This window comes from Pseudomonas sp. TH31 (assembly GCF_016650815.1).
GTDB lineage: Bacteria > Pseudomonadota > Gammaproteobacteria > Pseudomonadales > Pseudomonadaceae > Aquipseudomonas.
Genome location: NZ_JAEKEZ010000017.1, coordinates 23611 through 47450 on the forward strand (window position 1 = coordinate 23611; position 23840 = coordinate 47450).

Sequence of the window (23840 nt, forward strand, 5' to 3'; positions counted from 1 at the left end):
ACATTATCTTGAAAAATTTGGCGCGACAAGCATGGAGGCTTCAGGAAAATATGAGCGAGGTCTATCCAGGGACTAGCAGAGGTGCAGAAATCAGCCCGGCTCGCTGAAAAGCAATTAGCGACCGCTTTTGGCCGATTTCGGCCTGTCGCGAGTGGCCGCAATCGACCGTAGCTGACGTTCAGAAGAGGATAAGGGGGATGTCGGATATCGGAAAAGGGCCGCAATGAATGATCGCACATTGACATCACGGGAGGGCGCGCCGAAACTCAAAAAATAACCACCTGAATGATAAGGATATCTCGTAATGAAAAAGCGTTCTTTTCTGGTTCCTCTGGCTACCCTGGCCGCAGCAATAGCCACAGAACAAGCTTCAGCGATAGCTACCCATGAGGTTGTCGAGCCCGGTACCGACGCCACGAACACGCTCCAGGCCGATGCCCAAGGCGAAAACCTTTTGGTACGCAGTGGCAATAATCAATTCGCCTTTGTTCTCAAACGTGGGGACCAAGGTCAGATGATGGCTTACCACAGTTCTCACAGTTCTCATGCCTCTCACGTTTCTCATGCCTCCCATACCTCGGGCTCCTAATGGCGCTCTCAGATACGCTCGCCTTTGACGAGCGGCTTTATGACGTGCAGGTTCTGCAAAAAGCTGCTTATCGCTCAATCAATTCAGTGACGGTTGATATCACATCAACAGGGGGGCAATTTATCTGCGCCTTATCCTCGAATATTGGTGTTGACGAGCCTTCCTTTCTGTTTGCTGTCCAAGAGTTCAAGAAGGACGTACTTGACTACCAGCTACGCCACCGGCTGAACGCAGAGACGCAGTCGATCAAGAACCTGATCCTTGGACTGGCTTTTTCAAAAACCGGGCTTATTAGTGAGTAAATTCCAGAAGCTGGAGTTCTACACGCAGCAACATACGTACGAGTTGCTGCCCTTTAAGTTTGATCGCCTGAATGACGACGAGTACGTCATCACCAACATGGCCGGCGAGTTTCACGTCATACCTGCGCCGATGCTAGAGCCGATCATAAACAAGACGCTTGCGCTCTCATCAGAGTTGATCGCTACGCTGCGGTCGAAACAGTTCATTCGCTTCACCAACGAGCAGGCGCCACTCCAGCTCCTGGCACTCAAGATTCGCACGCGGCTGTCCAGGCTGGCCCAGTTCACCAATCTGCATATCTTTGTGGTGACCCTTCGCTGCGACCATAGCTGCCCATATTGTCAGGTGTCGAGGCAGTCGGAGAGCAAAGGCGAATTCGACATGACCACGGAAATGGCAGACAGGTCGTTGGATTTCGTTTTCAGGTCTCCGAATCCAGCCATCAAAATTGAGTTTCAGGGTGGCGAGCCGCTGCTGAACTTCGAGATGGTGAAGCACGTCGTTCTTGAAGCAAAAAAACGTAACCTCAAGGAAGGGCGTGATCTGCGGTTCGTCATTGCGACCACGCTATCGCTACTGACTAATGACATGCTCGATTTCTGTAAGCAGCACAGCATTGTGCTTTCATCTTCTCTCGATGGGCCAATGGATTTGCATAATGCAAATCGCCCACGGCCAGGCCGAGATAGTCACCAGCGTTTCGAGGAAGGCTTGAAGCAAGCCCGTGCGGCCCTCGGCTATGACCAGGTGTCAGCCTTGATGACCACCACAGATAAGAGCCTGCCACGAGCACGTGACATCATTGATGAATACTTGCGCTTGGGCTTTGATGGCATCTTCCTGCGCACGCTTTCCCCTTACGGCTTTGCTATCAAGACCAAGAAATTCATGTCGTATGACACGGAGCGCTGGCTGGAATTTTACAAGGAAGGTCTTGAGTACATCATTGAGCTAAACAAGTCGGGCATACGATTTGTAGAGCAGTATTCCGCTATCGTGCTGACAAAAATGCTGACATCAGGGGACCCAGGGTTTGTTGATTTAATGAATCCTGCCGGTGCTGGTATTGCAGCCATCGTGTTCAACTATGATGGATCGGTCTACGCCTCAGATGAAAGCCGTATGCTTGCCGAAATGGGGGATCATACGTTCCGGTTGGGGAGCATTCTTGAGCATTCATATGAGGAGATCATCCTCTCTGACCAGCTTCTGGATGCACTGGAAAATTCCTTCACTTTAAGTGCCCCCATGTGTTCTGACTGCGCATTCGAACCCTACTGTGGTGCTGAACCTGTCTACCACCACGCAATACACAAGGATGTGGTGGCAAGAAAGCCAGAGTCGGCTTTCTGCAAGCGGAATATGTCGATCTTCAAGCACCTCATAGAACTGATGGGAAGCGATGAGCAAACGAAACGGATTTTTATGGGGTGGGCCAACCGATGCTGAAGCTCGGCGGAAAGATTATCCGAATACATGCGGTTGATGTTGATAAGGCTATCACCTTGGCCAAAGTATCAACCAGTCGAAATCTGCCTGAAGTTTTGCGACGAGAAATGGCCTATCTGGTTTGCGATAACCAGATACCTAACGGATTTGCGCACTATCTGCTGGTTGATAAGCACCGGCATCTGGTTGATGCGCTCCCTTCCGGTTCCGACTTCTCAATTCTACCGGAGGACTATAGCTATATCGGTGATGGCGACGTTATCCGGCTTTCAGCGGATCGTCAGAGCATCCGAGTGTTGTTTCGTGCATCGTCGCCGCACAACAGTATCCTGGTCACAGAGCAGTGTAATCATTACTGCCTCATGTGTTCCCAACCCCCGAAAGCCGCTGATGATTCATGGATACTCGACGAAATCGAGAGCCTGATTCCGCTGATTCCAAAAGATACCCGCGAGCTGGTGTTTACTGGGGGCGAGCCGACGACCAATCGGCAGCGCTTCCTTAAAATCATCAGCCTCACAAAAAGTTATCTACCAAGAACCGCAATCCACATTCTCTCGAATGGGCGCAGTTTCAAAGACCCAGCGTTCGCTGAACAGTATGCGCAGATTGAATTGTCTGACGCGATGATCGGAATTCCTGTCTATTCAGAAGATCCGACACTGCATGACTACATCGTCCAGGCCCGAGGCGCATTCGATGAAACCATTCAGGGCATTCTCAACCTGAAGCGCTTGGGGCAGAAGGTTGAGATCCGAGTGGTCATTCACAAGCTGTCGGTGCAGCGCCTGCCAGAGCTGTGTGAGTTCATTGCACGCAACCTGCTGTTTGTTGACCATGTGGCGCTGATGGGTCTTGAGATGATGGGCTTTACTAGGGCCAATCTTGATGAGCTGTGGATCGACCCAATCGAATACAAAGACACACTCAGCAAATCCGTTGGTATCCTCGCCAAATACGGAATGAATATCTCGGTCTACAACCATCAACTCTGCCTAGTGAGCTCAGATATTTATCCCTACTACCGCAAGTCAATCAGTGACTGGAAGAATGAATACGCCATCGAGTGCGAGGTATGCACTCGCAAGTCGGACTGCGGAGGATTTTTTTCGTCAGGGATCAAGCACGGCTACAGTAAGAGCCTAATACCTTTTTGTTGATCTACATTAAAGGTCAGCATCAAGATTATTCTGTGAATTGTTGCGTAGCGGAGTAAATTTAAATTATAGAAAAATACAGTCGACATAAAAAGCCGGTATCCAATGATCCGTCAAGTTTTTTGGCGAGAGAGATATCAGGGCTGAATTTACCTGAAGGGGCTCTTGCCCTTGATTTGGGGTGCGGCTATGGTCGTAACTCCTCACTATTGTCAAGGTATTTCGCGAATGTAATAGCCGCTGATGTTTCTTGTAAAAGTTTCAGCAATTTATGGTATTTAGATTGTAAAAATATACACCCGGTGATCCTTGATTGTGGGCAATTTCTCCCGTTTTTAAATGATACATTCTCAGCAGTCATAGTCGTGCATTTATATCATGAGGATTTAATTGTAAACTTGATTGATGTAATCCGGCCGGACGGTTTTTTTATTTATGAAAGCATTGCTGGCAATGGCGAAAACTGGCGAGAGCTGAGTCTTTTCGGAGAAGTTAAAAAGCTTTTAGAAAAGCAGTTCATTATCAAGTATTACTTAGAGCGACCTGTAGGTCCTGATAAAAAAAATGCCACCGTGAAAGTGGTTGCCCAGAAGAAAAAAACTGAATCGCTCGCAGCTTTATAGGCGCATCTGGTCGTCGGTTTCGGGTTCAGGCTGTGTGAAAACGCCGAGGATTGCGAAAACGTGAGGACGTGCTCCTGGCGTCGATGTAGAAAATCCAATTTGACGTTTTTACACACCCAGGACCCATAGCGGCCATTCAGGATGCTCCTGCACACATGATCGCCATGCGTTGAAGGACTATCCATTAGTCATTTGATATGTCGGTAGACCTTTGTTGTGCGCACCGAGAATCCTGCCGCCTCGTATAAACGATGGGCAGATTCACGATCTGGATTGGATGTTAAATCCAGTGTTTTTGCGCCGAGCTCATGGCTTTTTTCTATTGCTGCTTCTATGAGTGCTTTACCGACCCCTTGACCTCGAGCACTGGCATCTACTACGACGTCTTCGATCCAAGCACGAACGCCTGTCGGAATACGAAAATGAATTAGGGTTAGCACCCCCAAAATCCTTCCTCCACTTGCTGCTCTCACGACTAATAAATGGGAGCACTCTGAGTCCACGATTTGCTTCAAATCTTCCATTGTCATCGCTTGAGCGTTTTTGGAAAGTTGTGGGAGAAGGTCATTCAAAGATCTGAGCAATATATAATCGGTTTCTTGAACCACCTCGACAATAGCTGATTGGTTTGTCATTAGAGATCCTCAAGTGAAAGGGGTGAAGCTTCAATGGTTCGATTGGACACATTACCCCAAAGGGTCTGCGAGTGACCGATTGAATCCACAGCCGATAGCCGCCCCAAGATTAAAGCTCCACACGCCTCAGAAAATCTCAGATCTTTCCTACGCTCGTACGAGCTTGCACTTCCCAACCTACCTAGCTAACCTTCCTCCCGTCGCTGCCAATTCAGCGAACGGGTGTGGTAGCCCGGATACTTCATAGACCCAGAACGCTTTAGGGCGTTTTTTTGTGCTGGCTGCTTTGTGGCGGCTGTGCATGGGAGGCTTCGGCCTGCCGGGTTCCTATGACCGGTCTACCACCCTGTGTACAGCCGTCTCCCCGTTTGCGTGGTAGCAATAGGGAGAGGTTCACTCCATAGGAACTTCACAATGATAAAAGAAACCCCCGATCCTCCGGATATCGACGGCGAAATTGAAGCCGATACCACCTTCACATCCAGCAAACCGGCGATGTCCGAGCGACGTCCCAATCCCATTTTCAATATCGTTCCCGACGTAGACAACGAAACGCTGCTGGTTCATGCCTGCGAAACCCTTGCCTCGGCCAGTGTGATGGCCAGCGAGCTCGCATTTCTACTTTCCGGGCCAAAACGCAATTTGGCCTTGGCGATTCAGCAGATGATTACGTTGGCTGAGTTGTCGGTGAATCGGGTGCTGGATGAAGTTGATCCGCAGGTGTAGGTGAGGCATCACCTTTCCCGCGGTGTAATAAAAAGCCCGCTGTCCCCTGTAGGGTCAGCGGGTTTTTTGCATTCAAGAGGCGGCCAACCAGTACTCACCAATCACCAATGCCGCCGGATTCACCCCACGCCAACCCAATCTAACGGGATTAGGCAATAAATCAGCAGAATGCAGCCATCGGTCACACCCGCCCAGGTCTTATCCTGTCCGCCACGCGGCTCAACGCAGCCGCCAAGGCTTCTTGACGGTCGGCCATCAAATTGACCGCCACCGTCATCCACTTGAACGATTCAGCACCTACGCTACTCCTCTTATATTCAACCTCTGACGAAAAAGGTGATCGCAATGGCCAAGACTTACAGCTACGCCGCGCAGGGTTCCAAGGACTTGCTCAAGCCCTTCACCTTCGAACGTCGCGCCCTGGGCGCTGATGATGTACAGATCGACATCCTCTATTGCGGCGTGTGCCATTCCGACCTGCACACCGTGCGCAATGAGTGGCACAACACGCTGTACCCCTCGGTGCCGGGGCATGAAATTGTCGGTCGGGTGACGGCCGTCGGCGCGAATGTCAGCAAGTTCAAAGTGGGGGATCTGGCGGGCGTTGGTTGCATGGTCGACAGTTGCCAGCACTGTGCGTCGTGCGCGGAAGGCGAAGAGCAGTATTGCGAGAATGGTTTCACCGGGACTTACAACGGTCCGGTGTTTGGTGGCGAGAACACCTTTGGTGGTTACTCGGACAATATCGTGGTGAAGGAGAAGTTCGCTCTGCGCATTTCCCACGACAACGCCAACCTGGCCGCCGTCGCGCCGCTGTTGTGTGCGGGCATTACCACCTATTCGCCGTTGCACCACTGGAAGGTCGGGCCTGGCAAGAAGGTCGGGGTGGTTGGCCTCGGTGGCCTGGGGCATATGGCGGTGAAGATTGCCCATGCCATGGGCGCGCATGTGGTGTTGTTCACCACGTCGCCGAACAAGCGTGAGGACGGGTTGCGTCTGGGCGCGGATGAGGTGGTGGTGTCGAAGAACCCGGAGGAGATGACGAAGTTTGCCAACACTCTGGATTTCATTCTCAACACCGTGGCCGCGCCGCATGATCTGGATGCCTTTCTCAATCTGCTCAAGCGCGATGGCACGATGACGCTGGTCGGCGCGCCGGACAGTCCGCATCCGTCGCCTTCGGTGTTTAACCTGATTTTCAAGCGCCGCAGTCTGGCGGGGTCGTTGATTGGCGGGATTCAGGAAACCCAGGAGATGCTGGATTTCTGTGCCCGGCACGGGATTGTGTCGGATATCGAGATGATTGATATCCAGAACATCAATGCGGCTTATGAGCGGATGATCAAGGGGGATGTGAAGTATCGGTTTGTGATTGATATGGACAGTTTGAAGAAGGAAGTGAAGGTTGCTTGATTGGGTTTAGGGGCAAAAGATCGCAGCCTTCGGCAGCTCCTACGGGGGGGAGGGGGATCTGGTATGGTTTTTTTGGTGTCACCTGCATCTGTAATGTACCGGGTCGGCGGCTCACAATGCCGGCACGGTTCGCGGTCGCGGCCGGTTTGCACCGCACATTCATGATGTAGGAGGCCCGATGGGTAAGATGGCGATTTTCCTGGGTGGATTTCTGGTCCTGACCATATTGCTGGGGGCCCTTGCCACGATTTCTCCCGTTTAGTCTTTCCTGATCCGCAAACAGTACAACGCCTCCACATTGGGAGGCGTTGCAGTTTTCAGCGTTAGGGTTTGTGTTACTTCACTTCAAAGCGGTCCAGGTTCATCACTTTGGTCCACGCGGCCACGAAGTCTTTGACGAACCGCTCCTTCGCGTCGCTGCTGGCATAGACTTCCGCCAATGCCCGCAACTGCGCATTCGAACCAAACACCAGATCGACCCGGGTTGCCGTCCATTTCACTGCGCCGGTTTTGCGGTCGCGGCCCTCGAATTCCTCCTTGGTCTCCGACGTTGGTTTCCACTCGACGCCCATGTCCAGCAGGTGGGTGAAGAAGTCGTTGGTCAACGCTTCTGGCCGCTGGGTGAACACGCCGTGCCTGGTGTGGCCGACGTTGGTGTCGAGCACGCGCAGGCCGCCGATCAGCACGGTCATTTCTGGCGCGGTGAGGGTCAGCAGTTGCGCCTTGTCGATCAACAGTTGCTCGGCTGGTACGCGGTAGCGGGTTTTCAGGTAGTTGCGGAAGCCGTCGGCGATCGGTTCCAGGAAGCCGAAGGATTCCACGTCGGTCTGCTCCTGGCTGGCGTCCATCCGGCCTGGGGTGAAGGGCACCGTGACGCTGTGGCCGGCATTTTTTGCCGCTTGTTCGACGCCGGTGTTACCCGCCAGCACGATCAGGTCGGCCAGGGAGATTTTCTTGCCGCCGCTGTTGAACTCGCTCTGGATGCTTTCGAGTTTCGCCAGCACCTTCGCCAGTTGTTCGGGCTGGTTGGCTGGCCAGGATTTTTGTGGCGCCAGGCGCAGGCGTCCACCGTTGGCGCCGCCGCGTTTGTCGGAGCCACGGAAGGTCGAAGCGGCTGCCCAGGCGGTGGACACCAGTTGTGAAACGCTCAGGCCCGAGGCGAGGAGTTTGCCCTTGAGTGCGGCGATGTCGCTGTCGTTGACCACGGCATGGTCGAGCGCCGGGATCGGGTCTTGCCACAGCAGTTCTTCGCCGGGCAGTTCCGGGCCGAGATAGCGTGAGAGTGGGCCCATGTCTCGGTGGATGAGTTTGAACCAGGCGCGGGCGAAGGCGTCGGCGAGTTGCTCGGGATTGGCCAGGAAGCGCCGCGCGATGGGCTCGTAGATCGGGTCGAAGCGCAGCGCCAGGTCGGAGGTCAGCATGGTCGGGTTGCGGCGTTTGGACGGGTCGTGGGCATCCGGGATGGTGCCGGCGCCGCCGCCATTTTTGGGGGTCCACTGGTGTGCGCCGGCCGGGCTTTTGGTCAGTTCCCAGTCGAAGCCGAACAGGTTTTCCATGAAGTTGTTGCTCCACCGCGTCGGCGTGGTGGTCCAGGTCACTTCCAGGCCGCTGGTGATGGCGTCGCCGCCCTTGCCGGTGCCGAATGTGCTCTTCCAGCCCAAGCCTTGTTCTTCAAGACCGGCGGCTTCGGGTTCTGGCCCGACGTTATCGGCAGGGCCGGCGCCGTGGGTTTTGCCGAAGGCGTGGCCGCCGGCGATCAGCGCCACGGTTTCTTCGTCATTCATGGCCATGCGGCCGAAGGTCTCGCGGATGTCGATGGCAGAGGCGACTGGGTCGGGCTCGCCTTCCGGGCCTTCGGGGTTGACGTAGATCAGGCCCATTTGCACGGCGGCGAGCGGGTTTTCCAGGTTGCGGCCGTGGTCGGTACGGCTCTCCTCATTTTTGCCTGGCTCGGCGACGAGTGGACCTTCGCCGGGTGCTTCCACGGGGGTGTTGTCTTTGCCGTAGCGGGTGTCGCCGCCCAGCCATTTGTTTTCAGAGCCCCAGTACACGTCTTCGTCCGGTTCCCAGACATCAGGGCGACCGCCGGAATAGCCGAAGGTCTTGAAGCCCATGGACTCCAGCGCGACGTTGCCGGTGAGGACGATCAGGTCGGCCCAGGAAATGTTCTGGCCATACTTTTGCTTGATCGGCCAGAGCAGTCGGCGTGCCTTGTCCAGGCTGACGTTGTCCGGCCAACTGTTGAGCGGTGCAAAGCGTTGCTGGCCGGAACCGGCGCCGCCGCGGCCATCACCGGTGCGATAGGTGCCGGCGGCGTGCCAGGCCATGCGGATAAAAAACGGCCCGTAGTGACCGAAGTCCGCCGGCCACCAGTCCTGGGAATCGGTCATTAGCGCATTCAGGTCGGCTTTGACCGCCGCAAAATCGAGCTTTTTGAACGCTTCGGCGTAGTTGAAGCCCTTGTCCAACGGGTCGGAGAGGGAAGAGTGCTGGTGCAGGATCTTCAGGTTCAGTTGGTTCGGCCACCAGTCGCGGTTCGTCGTGCCACCGCCAGCGGCGTGATTGAACGGGCATTTCGATTCGTTTGCCATGTAAGAGCTACCTTCGGTCGTGTTCATCCAGCCATCCGGCCCGGCCTGGGCCCGCAATAGCAATGAGCGAAATCAATGACATAGGCTGCTGGGCCAGGCAGTTCGATCAACTGCTCATTGTGGCCACACGGGAAGTCTGGAGATTGGCGATCGATTCGCCAGCACGCGGGCCCACGGCAAGCCTGTGACTCTTTCTTGTCTCTTCATCAGGTATTGAACGGCCAGCGTACGCCGGCGCATGGGTAAGACTAGACCCTCTGGGGCGGACCGCTAATAGGCGCAGTGTTAGAGCGTGATAGGCGAAATCTTTCGCGCCGACTGTAGGCGCAAAGCTTGCTCGCGAAGGCGGCCTCCCGGACGCCATCTCCGGCAAGCCGTGCCCCTGCACCGACAGCGCTGATCTGTTTTTTGTAGGAGCAAAGCTTGCTCGCGAAAGCGGCCTCACGAACGCCTTCACCGGCAAGCCGTGCCCCTGCACCGACAGCGCTGATTAATTTTTTGTAGGAGCAAAGCTTGCTCGCGAAGGCGGCCTCACAAACGCCTTCATCGGCAAGCCGTGCCCCTGCACCGACAGCGCTGATTAATTTTTTGTAGGAGCAAAGCTTGCTCGCGAAGGCGGCCTCACAAACGCCTTCACCGGCAAGCCGTGCCCCTGCACCGACAGCGCTGATCTGTTTTTTGTAGGAGCAAAGCTTGCTCGCGAAGGCGGCCTCACGAACGCCTTCACCGACAAGCCGTGCTCCTGCAGGTTTCCGGACCGAAGATGTACGGGGGTTAATCATGAAAGCGTTTCGCCCCGAACCAAGCGACAGGCGAAAGCAGCACAACCGTCAGCAGGAACGCTACCTGCGACAGATAGAACGGCTCAAGCCACTGCCGATTCAAGGCAACGTAGAACGTGTTGTGAACGACGTCTGCGATGATGATCGCCGCCGTGAGTGCGATGCCTGCCTAGGGTTTGATGAAAAGCAGCAGTGCCGCCAAAGGATCAAGCATCGTAAGCGCCCCCAGAACACCCGGCTGGCCCGATAGGCGCCATTGCCGTAGCCGTAGTCCCAGAAAATTCCATGTTCAAAGTCCGCCCGCAAATGATTGGCCGTGGCGACCAGAAGGCAGCAGGCGAATAAAACGCGGATGGCAAATGATGCGCTCGGCATGGGCCTACGATTCACTCTCGCGCCAGCGCCGCGCCTGAACAAGCACCGCCGGTGCAAAGTGCAGCACCACCATCCGCACCAGATGATGCGTCAGGATAAACACCACATTCAGCCCGCCACCGAACGCGACGATGGCGATGGTTTCGATGGCGCCGGGCATGTAGGCCAGCCACAAGGACAATGGATCGCTGCCCAGGACCCGTCCGGCCACGCCGGCAAACGCGGCGGCGATCAGCAGCATCAGGGCGACGGCCATCGCCCCGGCCCGGCCATGGCGGATCAGTTCGGCGAAGGAGATGTCTTTGAATTTCGAGCCGATCAGCACGCCAATGATCACCGTTGCGGCATCGACGCTCCATTGCGGCATCTGGAAATCGTGGAGATAGCCCATCTTGATAGAGACGGCGGTGGCGACGATGGCGGTGAGCATGAACGGTGCCGGGACGCCGATGCGCAACAGTAGGCGGCCGATGCCGATGCTCAGGGCGATCAACGACAGCACCGTGAGCAGGGTGCTGAAGACCAGCGGGCTGCCTTGGGCAAGTGCCACGCCGGTTTGCGCGGGAATCAGAAAACTGACCAGCACGGTGATCGACAGCAGTCGCACCAGGTGCACGACGATGACTTTGCCCGAGGCCCGTTCGGACTCCAGCAAATCGAACACCGCAGCGAGGGCGCCGGGGTAGACGGCCAGCAGCGAGTCCTTGAGGTTCCAGCCCGAGACCTTGAACAGCCAGAAACTGGCCATCGCAATCTGGGCGGTCAGGCACAGGAACAGGATGCCGAGGCTGGGTAACATGGCGGCGGCAGTGTGGCTGTCCCAGGCCTTGAACATCAGGCCGGTGGCGACCCCCAGCACGATTTGTACGAAGCCCAGGCCCAAGGGCAGGGTGGGGGCGAAGCGCAGGTTGCTGGCGATCAGCGAGGTGGCGAGAATCGAACCGAGTAACAGGCCATGAGGTACGCCGACATACTGCAGTGCGGTGCCGACGCCGGTGGCGATCAGCAAACACAGTAAGGTCTTCATGAGTCTTCCTTGATTCTAGTGTTACTGAATGTGTCGTCCGTTCAGGCCATGCACGTTTTCCCATCTAACGATGCACGGGTCAAGTACCGGTGCTCTTCTACACCGCGCGGCCTCAACGTAATCTGTCCCCTCGACATTTGGAGGGAACCCGACCATGCCGCTCACCTATCGCCCAGTCAGTGCTGAAGATGTCCTGACGATTTGCGAATTTCCTCAAGATCCCCAGGAACTGTTCTTTATGTTCCCGGCCGGCCAGTACCCGCTGACGGAGGCGCAACTGAGCGCATCGATTGCCAAGCGCTCGGACTCTACGGTGATCGAGCAGGACGGCGCCATTGTCGGGTTTGCCAACTTCTACAAGTTCGAGCGTGACGGGATCTGTGCGATTGGCAATTTGATCGTGTCGCCCGAGGCGCGGGGGCAGGGTGTGGCGACGTTTTTGCTGAAAACGATGGAGCAGCTGGCGCTTGAACGTCATGGGGCGAAGGAAGTGCAATTGTCGTGTTTTAACGAGAATACGGCGGGGCTGATTTTGTATCCCAGGCTTGGGTTTGTGCCGTTTGATATTGAAGAGCGGGCGGCTCCGGACGGGCGTCGTATGGCGCTGATCCATTTGAGGAAGGTTTGGGGATGAATGTTTTCAGGGCTTGAATGTGTGCTGGGCTTTAGGGCCTCTTCGCGGGCAAGCCTCGCTCCTACAGTTATCTCGGCCGATCACAAATAGTGAGTTCACAACAGATCCCAATGTGGGAGCGAGCCTGCTCGCGAAGGGGCCGTTACATTCAACATCAACGTTGGCTGACCCACCGCATTCGCGAGCAGGCTCGCTCCCGCAGTTGATCTCTGGCGTTCACCGATAGTGGATTCACAGCAGATCCCCCTGTGGGAGCGGGCTTGCTCGCGAAGGGGCCGGCACATTCAACATCAACGTTGGCTGACCCACCGCATTCGCGAGCAGGCTCGCTCCCACAGTTGATCTCTGGCGTTCACCGATAGTGGATTCACAGCAGATCCCCCTGTGGGAGCGGGCTCGCTCGCGAAGGGGCCGGCACCTTCAACATCAAGATTGACTGACCCACCGCTTTCGCGGGCAAGCCTCGCTCCTGCCAGGGATCGGGGCTTTTGTTAGTGGGCGTTAAACGCTGCCTTCCACGTCTTCGAGACTGAATGTCTCGGTGTGGTCGTCGTAGGAGAAGATCTCCGCGTAGCGGCCCCAGGTAATCACGCTTTCCAGGGTTTTTTCGACGAACGCATCGGTCAGCGAATCTTCCAGTTCCTGTTCAAAACGCACTCGGGGGCGCGGTGGCCGTTGCGCTCCTGCAGGACCTGGCGGATGCGCGCGGCCAGTGGCACGTGTTTGACCAGGTGTTCGGCGAACAGGGTTTTGCGCTCTTGGGTGCCGTAGTCGGCGAAGAGTTTGCCGGCCTCGGTCAGGGTGATGTCGGCGCCCTTGAGTTCGGCGAAGCCCAGGTGTTCGAGCATTTCCGCGACCGGGAACAGGTCGTCCACTTCCAGCAAGCGCCGTTCGGCGACGTCGGGCAGGCCGGCTTCGCCGTTATAGGGCTCGGCTGCCAGGGTTTCGATCAGGCCGGCGATCAGGTTGGTGGAGACTTCCGGCAGCGGGCTGCCCATTTTCAGTTCGGATTTGCCGGTGCTGGTGGCGTCTGCGCTGCGGCGGTCGGTCATCAGGGCATAGATGTCGTCGACCATTTGCCGAAAGGTGGGGTCCAGTCGGTTGCGTGGATGTTCGAACGGCACTTTGATCTCGGCAACCACGCGCCCGGGGTTAGAGGACAGCACCAGGATGCGGTCGCACATCAACACCGCTTCTTCGATGTTATGGGTCACGATCAGAATGGATTTGATCGGCAGTTGTTTACCGCTCCACAAGTCCAGCAGGTCGGTACGCAGGGTTTCGGCGGTCAGGACGTCGAGGGCGGAGAAGGGCTCGTCCATCAACAGCAGTGTCGGGTTGACCACCAGGCCGCGGGCGAAGCCAACCCGCTGGCGCATGCCGCCGGACAATTCCCGCGGATAGGCGTTTTCGAAACCGTCGAGGCCGATCAAGTCGATGGCCGCGAGTGCGCGTTTGCGCGCTTCCTTGCGTTCGACCTGTAGCGCCTGCAACCCGGCCTCGACGTTCTCGAGCACCGTCAGCCAAGGGAACAGCGCAAAGGTCTGGAAGACCATGGCCACGCCTTCCGCCGGCCCGTTGAGCAAGTGGCCGTTGTAGCGGACTTCGCCCGACGTTGGCGGGATCAGGCCGGCAATGATGCGCAGCAACGTCGACTTGCCCGAGCCGGAGCGGCCCAGCATGCCGACGATTTCGCCTTCGCGCAGGGTCAGGTCAACGTTGCTGAGTACTTGCAACTCGTCCTTGCCTTTGCCAAACGCCCGGCTCACGTTGTTCAAAGAGTAGATTTCGGGGGATGCCTGTGTGTGTTCGGTGTAGGTGTTCATGACATCGAATCCCGTTAATTGAGACGGAGTTTGTTTTCAGCAATGGCGTACATCGGTCGCCATACCGCGCGATTGAAGGCCACTACAAAGAGCGACATCACCACCACGCCCAGGGTGATTTTCGGGAAGTCGCCGGCGGCCGTGTTTTCGGCGATGTAGGCGCCCAAACCGTGGGCAACCACCTTGTCCTGTCCCCATGAAACGAATTCGGAAACGATGCTGGCGTTCCACGCGCCGCCAGACGCGGTGATCGCCCCGGTCACGTAATACGGGAAGATGCCCGGCAACATGATTTTGCGCCACCACAGCCAGCCGCGAATGCGGAAGTTCGCCGCCGCCTCGCGGAAGTCGTTCGGGAAGGCGCTGGCGCCGGCGATCACGTTGAACAAGATGTACCACTGCGTCCCCAGCACGATCAGCGGGCTTAGCCAGATGTCCGGGTTCAACTGGTAACGCAGAATCACGATGACAAACACCGGGAACAGCAGGTTGGCCGGGAAGGCCGCGAGGAACTGCGCCAGCGGCTGGATTTTCTCGGCCAGGTGCGGGCGCAAACCGATCATCACCCCCAGCGGCACCCAGATCAGCGAGGCCACGGCGATCAACAGCACCACTCGCAGCAGAGTGATCAGCCCCATGACGAGCACGTGCCCGACCTCGCCGAGTGTCACTTCGCTGCTCATATAGAGGCCGATGTGGTACAGCGTATAAAGGGTCAACACGGCAATCAGCGTGCCCCACACCCAATCGATCAGCCGTGAAGTGGCCGGGTTCACTGGCGTGGCGGGACGGTTTGAGCGCGGCAGACTGAAGCGGCGGTTGCCGATTCGGCCGATGGTGCGGGTGATCGGGCGCAGGATGCGCTGGACCATGCGGGTGCGCTGGATCAGTTTCAACACCCAGGACTCCGGCGCGCCGGCCTGGGAGGCGGTGTTTTCCATGCGGAACTTGTCGGCCCAGGCCACCAGAGGGCGGAACAGGAACTGGTCGTAAATCAGGATCACCGCGATCATCGCCAGGATGACGTAGCCCACGGCATGCAGGTCTTGCTGCTGGATGGCGACGGCCAGGTACGAACCCACGCCCGGCAGCATGACGGTCTTGTCACCCACGGTGATGGCTTCGGAAGCCACCACGAAGAACCAGCCGCCGGACATGCTCATCATCATGTTCCAGACCAGTCCCGGGATGGCGAACGGCACGTCGAGCTTCCAGAACCTTTGCCAGCCGGACAGCTGGAGGTTGCTGGAGACTTCTTCCAGGTCACGGGGCAGCATGCGCAGTGACTGGTAGAAGCTGAACGTCATGTTCCAGGCCTGACTGGTGAAGATGGCAAAAATAGCGGCGAACTCGGCGCCGAGCACTCGCCCTGGAAACAACAGCAGGAAAAACGTCACCGTGAACGAGATGTAGCCCAGCACCGGTACCGATTGCAGGATGTCCAGCACCGGCACCAGCAGTTTCTCGGCGCGCCGGCTTTTGGCCGCCAGGGTTCCGTACAGCAGGGTAAAGACCAGCGAGGCTGCCATCGCGGCGAGCATGCGCAGGGTGGTGCGCATGGCATATTCGGGCAGGCTGGAGGGGTCGAGCGAGATGACTTCACCTTGCAAGGTGGACATCGGCGCCCAGGTTTCCCGCGCGGCTATCGAGAAAAACAGCAAGAAGCCAATCACCAGCGGCAGGGCGACCAGGTCCCAGCGGTTGGGCAGTAGTCGCAGCGTCGTGGCCGGGAGGTAGTGGCGCAATACCTTGTTCATATTCAGTGATTCCAACAGCGATCTGAGTGGAAGGGCAGGACCACAAGTCAGGACTTTCTTGAGTGCGCGCGTCTGAACCACGGCACGGCACACCCTTGAGGGTTGGCAAAGAGCAGAGTGAGGTCACGCAAGCGGACGCTGAAGGCACCGGCACAAACGCCACGTTGAACTCATCAGGCAACAGGGCGAGGGGCTTTCGTGAGCTTAGCTTCTGTCTGCATGACCCACCGAGTATGGGCAGGGTCCATGGCCGGATGCTCCTTTGGCAGGTTGGGTATTGGGGGGCTGATTGAGGCCATCGGGCCAGCAATTGCAGGGTTTATCGACGCTAGGGTCGATGCCCGGCTACGCTGGCGCGGATTATACGTTTCCAAATGTTACAAAAACATAAATTACCTGTCATGTTTGCGTATTAACACCCTCGAAAAGTGACTGGCGGTGGCGTACCAGTTGAGGCTGTGGGGGCGGGCCTCTTCGCGAGCAAGCCTTGCTCCTACAGGGGGAGGGGGCGTTCAGGGAATGGCGGGCGCGATTCGCTCAGGAGTTTGCTGAATGCCTGTTTGTCGATCGGGCGGCTCATGAAGAAGCCCTGCACCTCGTGACATTGGTCTGCGCCCAGGATGTCCAGTTGCTCTTCGGTTTCGACCCCTTCGGCGGTCACGGTCAGGCCCATGGCCTTGCCCAGGCCGATGATCGCCTGCACCACTGCGCGGTCGTTGCCGCCGCTGCTCATCGAGGCGATGAAGCGTTTGTCGATCTTGATCCCGTCGAACGGATAGGCACGCAGGTAGCCAAGTGAGGAATAGCCGGTCCCGAAGTCGTCCATGTTCAGGCGCACGCCCAGCTCCTTGAGCGCATTCATGGTGGTGAGGGCGCCGTCGATGTCGTTGAGCATCACGTTTTCGGTGATCTCCAGTTCCAGGCGACTGGCCGGGAAGTGCGTTTCGACCAGCACCTCGCGGACATCCTCGACCACGTCACTGCGGGCAAATTGTGCCGGAGACAGATTCACCGACAGCAGCAAGTGGGCCGGCCAGGTCAGGGCGGTTTCGCAGGCTTCGCGCAACACCCAGCGGCCCAGCGGCACGATCAGGTCGGTTTGCTCGGCCAGGGGAATGAACACGTCCGGCCCGAGCAGGCCCTGGGTCGGGTGCTGCCAGCGAACCAGCGCTTCAACCGAGACAATTTCCTTGCCGTCGACTTTGTAGCGCGGCTGGTAATGCAGCACAAACTGCTGGTTCTGCACCGCCAGGCGCAGATCGTCCTCCAGTTGGCGACGCTGTTGAATCTGGTCGTTCATGTGCGCTTCGAAATAGCACCAGGTGTTTTTGCCGTCGGACTTGGCCTTGTACAGCGCGATGTCGGCGCAGCGGATCAATTCGCCTGCCAGGTAACCCTGGCGGCGGCTCAGGGCTACGCCGATGCTGGCGCCGATATGCAGCGCATGGTTTTCATAAGGGATGGGCCGGTGCAGGCTGGCGATCAGTCGGGTGCAGAATTTGTCGATTTCGCTGTGGCTGTCCATGCCGTGCAGCACCACGACAAATTCATCACCGCCCAACCTGGCGACGATGTCATGGTCGCGGGTGCAGTCACGCAAACGGGCACCGACCTCCTGCAACACCGCATCGCCGGCGGGGTGGCCGAGGGAGTCATTGATGGGCTTGAAGTTGTCCAGGTCCAGCATCAATAACGTCAGCGGCGCCGAGTACTCCTTGAGCAGCAACGCCTCGTCAAGGTAGCGCGAAAGCTTGTTGCGGTTGGGCAAGCCGGTCAGCGCATCGTGCATCGACAGATGCTGGATTTGCGCATGGGCGGCGACTTCATCGGTGATGTCGCTGGCGGTACCCCGATAGCCAATGACGGTGTGGTGGTCGAAAATCGGCCGGGCAGATACGCGGCAGTAGCGTTGCTGTCCGGTGTGATCGCGGTAGGTACAACGCAGGTCGCTGACATCGGCTTGCTCGGTCAGTTTGTTCAACCAGAGGGCCAGGGGCGTGGTGTCGCAATACAGCAGTTGCTCGATGTTTTCGCCCAGCCATTGCTGATCGGTGAACCCGGTCACTTCGCTGAAGCGCCCGGACAGGTAGGTGATGGACTGGCGTTGATCAATTTCCCAGATCCAGTCCGACGCCGCTTCCGCAACCGCCCGAAAGCGTTCTTCGCTGGCTTCCAGCGCCTGATTGGCGGCTTGCAGCTCCGCATAACTGGTGTCGACATACCGTGAGGAGCGCAACGCATAGCGAAAGAAATAGGCGGTCAGCAACATCAGCACCACCAACGTGCCCATCAGCGGCGGCAGTAATGACCACAACAAATGCTGCCCGGGCTTTTCGAGTTTGGCGATCAGGCTATAACCGGTGCTATCCAGGGCGACCTGTGGCAGGTTTTTGGCGATGCTGGCATCGGCGACGAGGCTCAACTCCTCCAGGCCATAACTGACGCCCAGGGTATGCAGTTTGGTCGTGGCCAGTTGATCGACGAACACCAGCAGCGAGGTGCTTTTGGGGTCCGTTATCGGGCGGTCGTCATTGGGCATGATCGCCGAAGCGGTCAGCAGCGCCGGTCGACCTTCGAACATCGTGTACAGGCTCATCGGTTTGGTCAGGTCGGCCTGGCCCTGAACCTGATCGATCAGCGTCGCGGCAGACGCGCTCAGGTAACTGGAAAACTCGCCCTGGACCAACAGCCCCCGAATCACCGCGTACTTGGTGTGCTCCCGATCGAGTACGAATACGCCCTCGTAGCCATCGTTGGTGAACAGCGTTTTTCCGATGTTTTGCTGGGTGAACGCCCAGTCGGTGTCCACCTGGCCATTCAAGTGCTCATAGGCGGACGTCCAGTAGGCATAGCTGGTGATGTAGTTTTTTGATGCGCTGACGCGGTTTTCCAGCGCGCGTTCGGTGTAGAACCGGGTATCGCTGAGGTCTTCGGCGTCGAGGCCGGCGGCGATGCTGAACAACGTGCCGACCGCGATACCGACCCCGGCGATAAACACGATGCCCATGGCCAGCGCCAGGCGCCGGGTCACCGAGCTTTGGCGGGTATGGGCCGGGGCCGCATAGGCTGAAAGGTCCATTGACTCGTCCTTGATCCATTCTCACGGCGTCAGGGCAGCCCGAATGGTTGCATTGTTCAGGCTGGCCAGCGATTCAGTCATCCGCGATCGTCGATGATGAACCTATTGGCGAGAGTATAGGCAGCGTGGGCCAGAACGCTGGGGTCATCCTTGGAATTGGCGGTGGCTGACCGGGCCTCATCGCGAGCGGGCTCGCTCCCACAGTTGATTTGTGTCGTTCACGTGAATGAGTTCCAACACAGATCCCCTGTGGGAGCGAGCCTGCTCGCGATGACGGCGGCACAAACACAGCAGCTCTCAGATCCTCATCAACTACCGCTAAACACCGCCACCCGACGCTGCGCAAACGCCGCCAACCCTTCACCAAAGTCGCTGCTCTCACAGGCCTGTCGCCGCAACTCGGCAATCTGCTCCATCGCCTGCACCGGCATCGGTTGCAAATCTTCGAGAATCCGCAGCTGTTCCTTGACCGCCGCCACCGCCAGCGGTGCTTTTGCAGCGATACCCTGGGCCATTTCCAGCGCGGTCGCTTCCAGTGCGCTGCTGTCGACCAGGCGATTGATCACGCCAAACCGTTCCGCCCGTTGCGCGTCGAGTTTCTGCGCGGTGAAGAACATTTCCTTGAGCACATGAATCGGCAAGTTGTTGAAGAAACGCAGCAAACCGCTGGTGGTGTAGGGCAGGCCAATGTTCACCGGGGTCATCGCAAAACTGGCGCTGTGGTCGGCCACCACCAGGTCGCAGCTCATCGCCAGGTCCACCGCGCCGCCCCACACGGAACCTGAGATCAACGCAATGACCACGCCGGGATACGCACGGATGCGCCGCAGCACTTGTTCGAGGGGCTTGCCGTAGGCGATCGGGTCGCGATCATGTTGCAGCTCGCGAATATCGTGCCCGGCGCTCCACACCGGTTGGCCCACTTCGCTGCCAAGTATCACCACGGGCACGCGTTGGGCGGCGAGGGCGCCGAGGCCCTCGTCGAGGGCGCTCAGCAGTTGGGCGCTGAGGGCGTTGCGGTGGCTGGGATTGCTGAAGACCAGTCGGGCGATACGCTCATCGATCTGGTGGACGGTGACGGTCGAGTTCATTGGGCGGTTCCTGTGGCGTGTGCGGATGAAACGTCGGTGTCCTGGAACACGACGTTGGCGGCGAGCAGGGCGTTGATCGAAGCGGCATCAAAACCCGCCTCGCGCAGCACCTCTATAGTGTGTTCACCCAACAGCGGCGGTGGGCGGCTGGCGGCGCTGTCGGTAGCGCTGAACACCGGCGTCACGACTTGGCGAAGTGCGCCGAGGGTCGAGGTGGGTGAGGGTTTCAGTCAGTTGGCTGTGCAGCACTTGCGGATCATCGAAGACCTCGTCGAGGGTGTTGATCGGGCCGGCGGGCAGGCCGGCCTCGATGAACAATTCGGTCCAGGCGCGTTTGCTGCGGGTTTTCAGGCGGCTTTCGAGGATCGCCTTCAACTCTTCACGGCGCTCGACCCGGGCCTCGTTGCTGGCGAAGCGCGGGTCGTCCGGCAATTCGGGCAAGTCCAGCAACATGCACAAGCGTCCCCACATGGCCGAGGTGATCGGCGCCAGGTTGAGCGGGCCGTCCAGGGTCTGGAACACGCCATAAGGCGCAATGACCGAATGCGCATTGCCGGTACGGCGGGGCACATCGCCGAGGCTGAGATAACGTTGGCCATGCACGCTCAACAACCCCACCAGACTGGCGAGCAACGACGTACTGACATGCTGGCCGCGTCCGGTCGTCGAGCGTTCCAGCAGGGCGGCCATCACTGCCGTCACCAGCCACATCCCCGAGGTCAAGTCGCCGATAGCCGTACCGGTTCGAGTCGGGTCGCCGTCGACGAAACCGGTCAGGCTCATCAGCCCCGAGTAACCCTGGGCGATCTGGTCGAAGCCCGGCCAACTGCTCATCGGCCCGTCGGCACCGAACGCATTGATGCTGCCAAGGATCAGCCGTGGATTGCGCGCACTCAGCACCTCAAAGCCGAGCCCCATGCTTTCCAGGGTGCCGGGCTTGAAGTTCTCGATCACCACGTCGGCGTCGTCGATCAGTTGCTGGATAGTGTCCAGTCCTTCGGGGTGGCGAAAGTCGATGCACATCCCGCGTTTGTTGCGGTTGCACGACAGGTAATAGGTGCTGACGCCACGGTCGAACGGACCCCAGGTGCGGCTCATGTCGCCGCTCGGGCCGGGCTCGATCTTGATCACGTCGGCGCCGAGGTCGGCCAGCACCATGGTGCAGAACGGCCCCGACAGTGCGCGGCTCAAGTCGACAATCTTCACGCCTTTTAACGCTTGCATAGGGTTCTCCAGTTCAATGATCAGAGCGCTATTGCGGCAGGGTTTGATCACGGGTTTCGACGGCAAACGGCAGAATCAGAATCCCGGCCACGAACGCGGCGGCGGTCCAGGCGATGGGCGCGCCGAGCGAGCCGTGCCAGTGAATGGCCGCCGCCAGCAGGAAGTTGACCCCGGCGCCGATGAAGCGCCCGACCGAGGCGTTGAAGGCGAACGCCGTGGCGCGGATGCGGGTTGGGTACTGCTCGGGCAACCAGAGCGAGAAGATCGCGAAGTTGCCGCCGAAGAAGCCGAGGAACACCAGCGACACCATGAACAGGTGCAGGCCGTCGTCCATGTAAAACACCCAGCCAAATGCGACCACGATTGAAGCCGCCATGCCGGTGAAGTAGAGGCCCAGCGCCTTGCGCCGCCCGACGCGTTCGGCCAGCCACGGCGCGACCAGGCAGCCGAGGATGGTGCTTAGCGACAGGATCGCTGCGCCAATCGAGGCCAGGTGCACCGCGCCGACATGGTCGATGCCGGCGCGGGTCGCCAGGGTCACCACCGCGGTGGCTTCGTACACCGAACCGGCCCACAAACCGACAATTGCGACCCCGACCAAGGCCGAGCTGGTGAGCGTGCGGCGACGAAACGCCGGGGCGAAGATTTCCAGCCACGAGGTATGTGCTTTAGCGCCTTTGATGTGGATGACAGGCTTGTGCGGTTCTTTGACTTTCAGCGCGGTATAGATCGCCACGAACGCCGGGAACAGGCCGCACAGAAACATCACGCGCCAGCCATACGTGGCGCCGACGGTGTAGTTGAGCAACGCGGCGATAAAGAATCCCAGGTAGTAGCCGGTTTGCAGGTAACCGGCACCCATTTTGCGGCGGTCTTCCGGCCAGCACTCGGCCACGTAGGTCCCGGCCAGTGCCCACTCGCCGCCGACGCCGATCCCGGCGATCAGCCGAAACGCCGCCAGTTGCCAGATGTTCTCGGAGAACGCTGCCGCGCCGGTAAACAGTGAGTACACCAGGATGCTCGCCGCCAGCATTTTCACCCGGCCAAAGCGGTCGGCCAGCGGCCCCCAGATAAACGACAAGCCCCAGCCGATCAGGAACAAACCGAACAGCAAGGAACCGTACATGGCGATGTTGGCGGGGGTGGCTGTGATGCCGGAGTTGGGCAGCAACTCGGTCATGGCCGGGATCAGCACCAGGGCGAAGATGACCGAGTCCACGCCATCGAGGACCCATCCCAGGTAGACCGTCCAGAAGCCGCGAATCTGCTCGCGGGTCAGGGGCGTTTTGATCGGTTTCTCGCGTGTTGCAGATGCAGTCATTGCTCTAGACATGGCGATCTCCCAGTGGCCTTTTTCAGGCCTATGGAAGCGCGGCCCGGCGGTTGCGGCCGGTAGCGCTTCGTTTGTTGTGAGGCGAGTCTAGGCGCGGTATCTCATAAGCTTCAAATATGATATTCCTCTGCTCCCAACGGAAAATACGATGGCTTAGGAGGTGCCCATGGACCTGCGCCAATTGCGTTATTTCATCAAGGTCATCGAGTGCGGCAACATCACTCGCGCCAGTGAAGCCCTGCACATCGCCCAGCCTGCGATCAGCCAGCAGATGCGCAATCTGGAGCAGGACATGGACATGCAACTGCTCGAACGCAGCGTCCACGGGGTGGTGCCGACGGCGGCGGGGCGGACGTTGTACCGGCATGCCGTCGAGCTGCTGCGCCAGGCCGACGGCACCGGGAACTGCTGCGCCAGGACGCCGAGTTTCCGCAAGGCAAGGTTTCGGTCGGGATGCCGTCGAGTACGGCGCGGATGTTGGCGATCCCGCTGGCGCGGACCATCCGCCGCCGTTATCCGGGGATAAAACTGGAGCTGATCGACGCCCCGAGCGCCGAGCTCGGCGGCCTGATCACTGTCGGGCGGGTGGCGCTGGCGGTAAACGTCGATGTGGTCGAAACCCGAGGCGTGGTCTCGCAACGGCTGCTCACCGAGACGTTGTACCTGGTGGCATGGCCGGAATTTGCTTTACCGGATGGCTCGGTGTCGATTCAGGTCCTGGCGAAGATGCCGCTTGTGCTGCCTTGTGCGCCGAATACGATTCGCAGTCGGGTCGAATCGGCTTTCCAGGAAGCCGGCCTGCAGTGTGAGGTGGAGTTCGAGGCCAACTCCACGGACCTGCTGTTCTCGGCGGTCAAGGCCCGGCTTGGCGTGACGATCTTGCCGTGGGCGGCGGCGCATGCTGAGCTGGAACAGCACAAGCTGAAGCTGGCGAGGATCGATCATCGACTGTTCACCCGGGAGCTGTCGTTGTGCTGGCATGACACGGCGGTGCAGAGCAATGCGGTGCAGAAGGTCAAGGCCACCATTTTTGAATTGTTCGACGGGTTTGAGCGCCAGCCGGGGTGGGCGGATGGGCGGTGATGGATAGTGGTTTTTTTTGGTGTGACTGAGGGCCTCATCGCGAGCAGGCTCGCACACAGGGGATTTGTGAACGCCGCAGATCAAATGTGGGAGCGAGCCTGCTCGCGATGACGACCGCAAACACCACAAATCCCGAATCAGAT

20 protein-coding genes and 1 pseudogene are annotated in these 23840 nt (G+C 58.4%); 11 read left to right on the forward strand and 10 right to left on the reverse strand.

Going from position 1 to position 23840, the window contains the following annotated elements:
• The first annotated feature begins 304 nt into the window (after positions 1-304).
• The 5 genes from hxsA2 (at position 305) to JFV26_RS14390 (ending at position 4121) form a co-directional block, all read left to right on the forward strand.
• On the forward strand, positions 305-589 hold the full coding sequence (gene hxsA2, locus JFV26_RS14370) for a His-Xaa-Ser repeat protein HxsA2 (RefSeq protein WP_201193346.1): 285 nt from the start codon (positions 305-307) through the stop codon (positions 587-589).
• Entirely contained in the window at positions 589-891 is a 303-nt protein-coding gene (gene hxsD, locus JFV26_RS14375) for a His-Xaa-Ser system protein HxsD (protein WP_201193348.1), read from the forward strand. Before hxsA2 ends, hxsD begins: the two co-directional genes overlap by 1 nt.
• The gene (gene hxsB, locus JFV26_RS14380; RefSeq protein ID WP_201193382.1) at positions 884-2341 is read left to right on the forward strand and encodes a His-Xaa-Ser system radical SAM maturase HxsB; all 1458 of its coding nucleotides are present in this window, start codon (positions 884-886) and stop codon (positions 2339-2341) included. The genes hxsD and hxsB overlap by 8 nt, the downstream gene beginning before the upstream one ends.
• Positions 2335-3501 (forward strand): His-Xaa-Ser system radical SAM maturase HxsC, encoded by a 1167-nt coding sequence (gene hxsC / locus JFV26_RS14385; RefSeq protein WP_201193350.1) that lies wholly within the window; start codon positions 2335-2337, stop codon positions 3499-3501. The genes hxsB and hxsC overlap by 7 nt, the downstream gene beginning before the upstream one ends.
• Positions 3502-3620: 119 nt before the next feature.
• Positions 3621-4121 carry a class I SAM-dependent methyltransferase gene (locus tag JFV26_RS14390; RefSeq protein WP_201193352.1) on the forward strand — a complete coding sequence of 167 codons (501 nt, stop codon included), beginning with the start codon at positions 3621-3623 and terminating at the stop codon, positions 4119-4121.
• Positions 4122-4309: 188 nt separating this feature from the next.
• Here JFV26_RS14390 and JFV26_RS14395 read toward each other — a convergent pair whose 3' ends face one another.
• Positions 4310-4756 carry a GNAT family N-acetyltransferase gene (locus JFV26_RS14395; protein ID WP_201193354.1) on the reverse strand — a complete coding sequence of 149 codons (447 nt, stop codon included), beginning with the start codon at positions 4754-4756 and terminating at the stop codon, positions 4310-4312.
• A 414-nt stretch (positions 4757-5170) separates the two neighbouring features.
• Between JFV26_RS14395 and JFV26_RS14400 the strand changes: the two genes are divergently transcribed.
• Positions 5171-5482, forward strand: coding sequence for a DUF6124 family protein (locus JFV26_RS14400; protein ID WP_201193356.1), 312 nt, complete (start codon positions 5171-5173; stop codon positions 5480-5482).
• Positions 5483-5827: 345 nt separating this feature from the next.
• Complete coding sequence (locus JFV26_RS14405) at positions 5828-6895, forward strand: NAD(P)-dependent alcohol dehydrogenase (protein ID WP_201193358.1); 1068 nt, start codon at positions 5828-5830, stop codon at positions 6893-6895.
• A gap of 335 nt (positions 6896-7230) precedes the next feature.
• Here the strand turns inward: JFV26_RS14405 and katG are convergent, their stop codons facing one another.
• Together katG and JFV26_RS14415 are read right to left on the reverse strand one after the other, a co-directional pair.
• On the reverse strand, positions 7231-9486 hold the full coding sequence (gene katG, locus JFV26_RS14410; RefSeq protein WP_201193360.1) for a catalase/peroxidase HPI: 2256 nt from the start codon (positions 9484-9486) through the stop codon (positions 7231-7233).
• 248 nt (positions 9487-9734) lie between these two features.
• Positions 9735-10268, reverse strand: coding sequence for a hypothetical protein (locus tag JFV26_RS14415; protein ID WP_201193362.1), 534 nt, complete (start codon positions 10266-10268; stop codon positions 9735-9737).
• Between JFV26_RS14415 and JFV26_RS14420 the strand changes: the two genes are divergently transcribed.
• Positions 10267-10518 (forward strand): hypothetical protein, encoded by a 252-nt coding sequence (locus JFV26_RS14420; protein ID WP_201193364.1) that lies wholly within the window; start codon positions 10267-10269, stop codon positions 10516-10518. The genes JFV26_RS14415 and JFV26_RS14420 overlap by 2 nt on opposite strands.
• Positions 10519-10647: 129 nt before the next feature.
• On the opposite strand, the gene JFV26_RS14425 is transcribed toward JFV26_RS14420, so the two are convergent.
• Positions 10648-11670 carry an AbrB family transcriptional regulator gene (locus tag JFV26_RS14425; RefSeq protein WP_201193366.1) on the reverse strand — a complete coding sequence of 341 codons (1023 nt, stop codon included), beginning with the start codon at positions 11668-11670 and terminating at the stop codon, positions 10648-10650.
• A gap of 154 nt (positions 11671-11824) precedes the next feature.
• Here JFV26_RS14425 and JFV26_RS14430 point away from each other — a divergent pair, with 154 nt between their 5' ends.
• The gene (locus JFV26_RS14430) at positions 11825-12304 is read left to right on the forward strand and encodes a GNAT family N-acetyltransferase (protein ID WP_201193368.1); all 480 of its coding nucleotides are present in this window, start codon (positions 11825-11827) and stop codon (positions 12302-12304) included.
• Positions 12305-12805: 501 nt separating this feature from the next.
• On the opposite strand, the pseudogene JFV26_RS14435 reads toward JFV26_RS14430, so the two are convergent.
• From JFV26_RS14435 to JFV26_RS14460, 6 genes and pseudogenes are all read right to left on the reverse strand, one after another.
• Positions 12806-14130: pseudogene (locus JFV26_RS14435) on the reverse strand (ABC transporter ATP-binding protein).
• Positions 14131-14144: 14 nt separating this feature from the next.
• Positions 14145-15887, reverse strand: a complete 1743-nt coding sequence (locus tag JFV26_RS14440; RefSeq protein ID WP_201193369.1) for an ABC transporter permease — start codon at positions 15885-15887, stop codon at positions 14145-14147.
• Positions 15888-16380: 493 nt separating this feature from the next.
• On the reverse strand, positions 16381-18966 hold the full coding sequence (locus tag JFV26_RS14445; protein ID WP_201193371.1) for a bifunctional diguanylate cyclase/phosphodiesterase: 2586 nt from the start codon (positions 18964-18966) through the stop codon (positions 16381-16383).
• 308 nt (positions 18967-19274) lie between these two features.
• On the reverse strand, positions 19275-20057 hold the full coding sequence (gene scpB, locus JFV26_RS14450) for a methylmalonyl-CoA decarboxylase (protein ID WP_201193373.1): 783 nt from the start codon (positions 20055-20057) through the stop codon (positions 19275-19277).
• A gap of 123 nt (positions 20058-20180) precedes the next feature.
• Positions 20181-21281, reverse strand: coding sequence for a CaiB/BaiF CoA transferase family protein (locus JFV26_RS14455; protein WP_201193375.1), 1101 nt, complete (start codon positions 21279-21281; stop codon positions 20181-20183).
• 28 nt (positions 21282-21309) lie between these two features.
• Positions 21310-22614 carry an MFS transporter gene (locus JFV26_RS14460; RefSeq protein WP_201193378.1) on the reverse strand — a complete coding sequence of 435 codons (1305 nt, stop codon included), beginning with the start codon at positions 22612-22614 and terminating at the stop codon, positions 21310-21312.
• 166 nt (positions 22615-22780) lie between these two features.
• Between JFV26_RS14460 and JFV26_RS33555 the strand changes: the two genes are divergently transcribed.
• Together JFV26_RS33555 and JFV26_RS14465 are read left to right on the forward strand one after the other, a co-directional pair.
• On the forward strand, positions 22781-23140 hold the full coding sequence (locus tag JFV26_RS33555) for a LysR family transcriptional regulator (RefSeq protein WP_242487830.1): 360 nt from the start codon (positions 22781-22783) through the stop codon (positions 23138-23140).
• Positions 23068-23697: a LysR substrate-binding domain-containing protein gene (locus tag JFV26_RS14465; protein ID WP_242487831.1), complete on the forward strand. Its 630-nt coding sequence runs from the start codon at positions 23068-23070 to the stop codon at positions 23695-23697. Before JFV26_RS33555 ends, JFV26_RS14465 begins: the two co-directional genes overlap by 73 nt.
• Positions 23698-23840 lie beyond the last annotated feature (143 nt).

What these genes read in the sequence shown, in the direction of transcription:
- hxsA2 (WP_201193346.1), top strand. Translation starts at nt 305, where the DNA reads ATGAAAAAGCGTTCTTTTCTGGTTCCTCTGGCTACCCTGGCCGCAGCA.
- hxsD (WP_201193348.1), top strand. Translation starts at nt 589, where the DNA reads ATGGCGCTCTCAGATACGCTCGCCTTTGACGAGCGGCTTTATGACGTG.
- hxsC (WP_201193350.1), top strand. Translation starts at nt 2,335, where the DNA reads ATGCTGAAGCTCGGCGGAAAGATTATCCGAATACATGCGGTTGATGTT.
- JFV26_RS14395 (WP_201193354.1), bottom strand. Translation starts at nt 4,756, where the DNA reads ATGACAAACCAATCAGCTATTGTCGAGGTGGTTCAAGAAACCGATTAT.
- JFV26_RS14400 (WP_201193356.1), top strand. Translation starts at nt 5,171, where the DNA reads ATGATAAAAGAAACCCCCGATCCTCCGGATATCGACGGCGAAATTGAA.
- JFV26_RS14405 (WP_201193358.1), top strand. Translation starts at nt 5,828, where the DNA reads ATGGCCAAGACTTACAGCTACGCCGCGCAGGGTTCCAAGGACTTGCTC.
- katG (WP_201193360.1), bottom strand. Translation starts at nt 9,486, where the DNA reads ATGGCAAACGAATCGAAATGCCCGTTCAATCACGCCGCTGGCGGTGGC.
- JFV26_RS14420 (WP_201193364.1), top strand. Translation starts at nt 10,267, where the DNA reads ATGAAAGCGTTTCGCCCCGAACCAAGCGACAGGCGAAAGCAGCACAAC.
- JFV26_RS14415 (WP_201193362.1), bottom strand. Translation starts at nt 10,268, where the DNA reads ATGATTAACCCCCGTACATCTTCGGTCCGGAAACCTGCAGGAGCACGG.
- JFV26_RS14425 (WP_201193366.1), bottom strand. Translation starts at nt 11,670, where the DNA reads ATGAAGACCTTACTGTGTTTGCTGATCGCCACCGGCGTCGGCACCGCA.
- JFV26_RS14430 (WP_201193368.1), top strand. Translation starts at nt 11,825, where the DNA reads ATGCCGCTCACCTATCGCCCAGTCAGTGCTGAAGATGTCCTGACGATT.
- JFV26_RS14440 (WP_201193369.1), bottom strand. Translation starts at nt 15,887, where the DNA reads ATGAACAAGGTATTGCGCCACTACCTCCCGGCCACGACGCTGCGACTA.
- JFV26_RS14445 (WP_201193371.1), bottom strand. Translation starts at nt 18,966, where the DNA reads ATGGACCTTTCAGCCTATGCGGCCCCGGCCCATACCCGCCAAAGCTCG.
- scpB (WP_201193373.1), bottom strand. Translation starts at nt 20,057, where the DNA reads ATGAACTCGACCGTCACCGTCCACCAGATCGATGAGCGTATCGCCCGA.
- JFV26_RS14455 (WP_201193375.1), bottom strand. Translation starts at nt 21,281, where the DNA reads ATGCAAGCGTTAAAAGGCGTGAAGATTGTCGACTTGAGCCGCGCACTG.
- JFV26_RS14460 (WP_201193378.1), bottom strand. Translation starts at nt 22,614, where the DNA reads ATGTCTAGAGCAATGACTGCATCTGCAACACGCGAGAAACCGATCAAA.
- JFV26_RS33555 (WP_242487830.1), top strand. Translation starts at nt 22,781, where the DNA reads ATGGACCTGCGCCAATTGCGTTATTTCATCAAGGTCATCGAGTGCGGC.
- JFV26_RS14465 (WP_242487831.1), top strand. Translation starts at nt 23,068, where the DNA reads ATGCCGTCGAGTACGGCGCGGATGTTGGCGATCCCGCTGGCGCGGACC.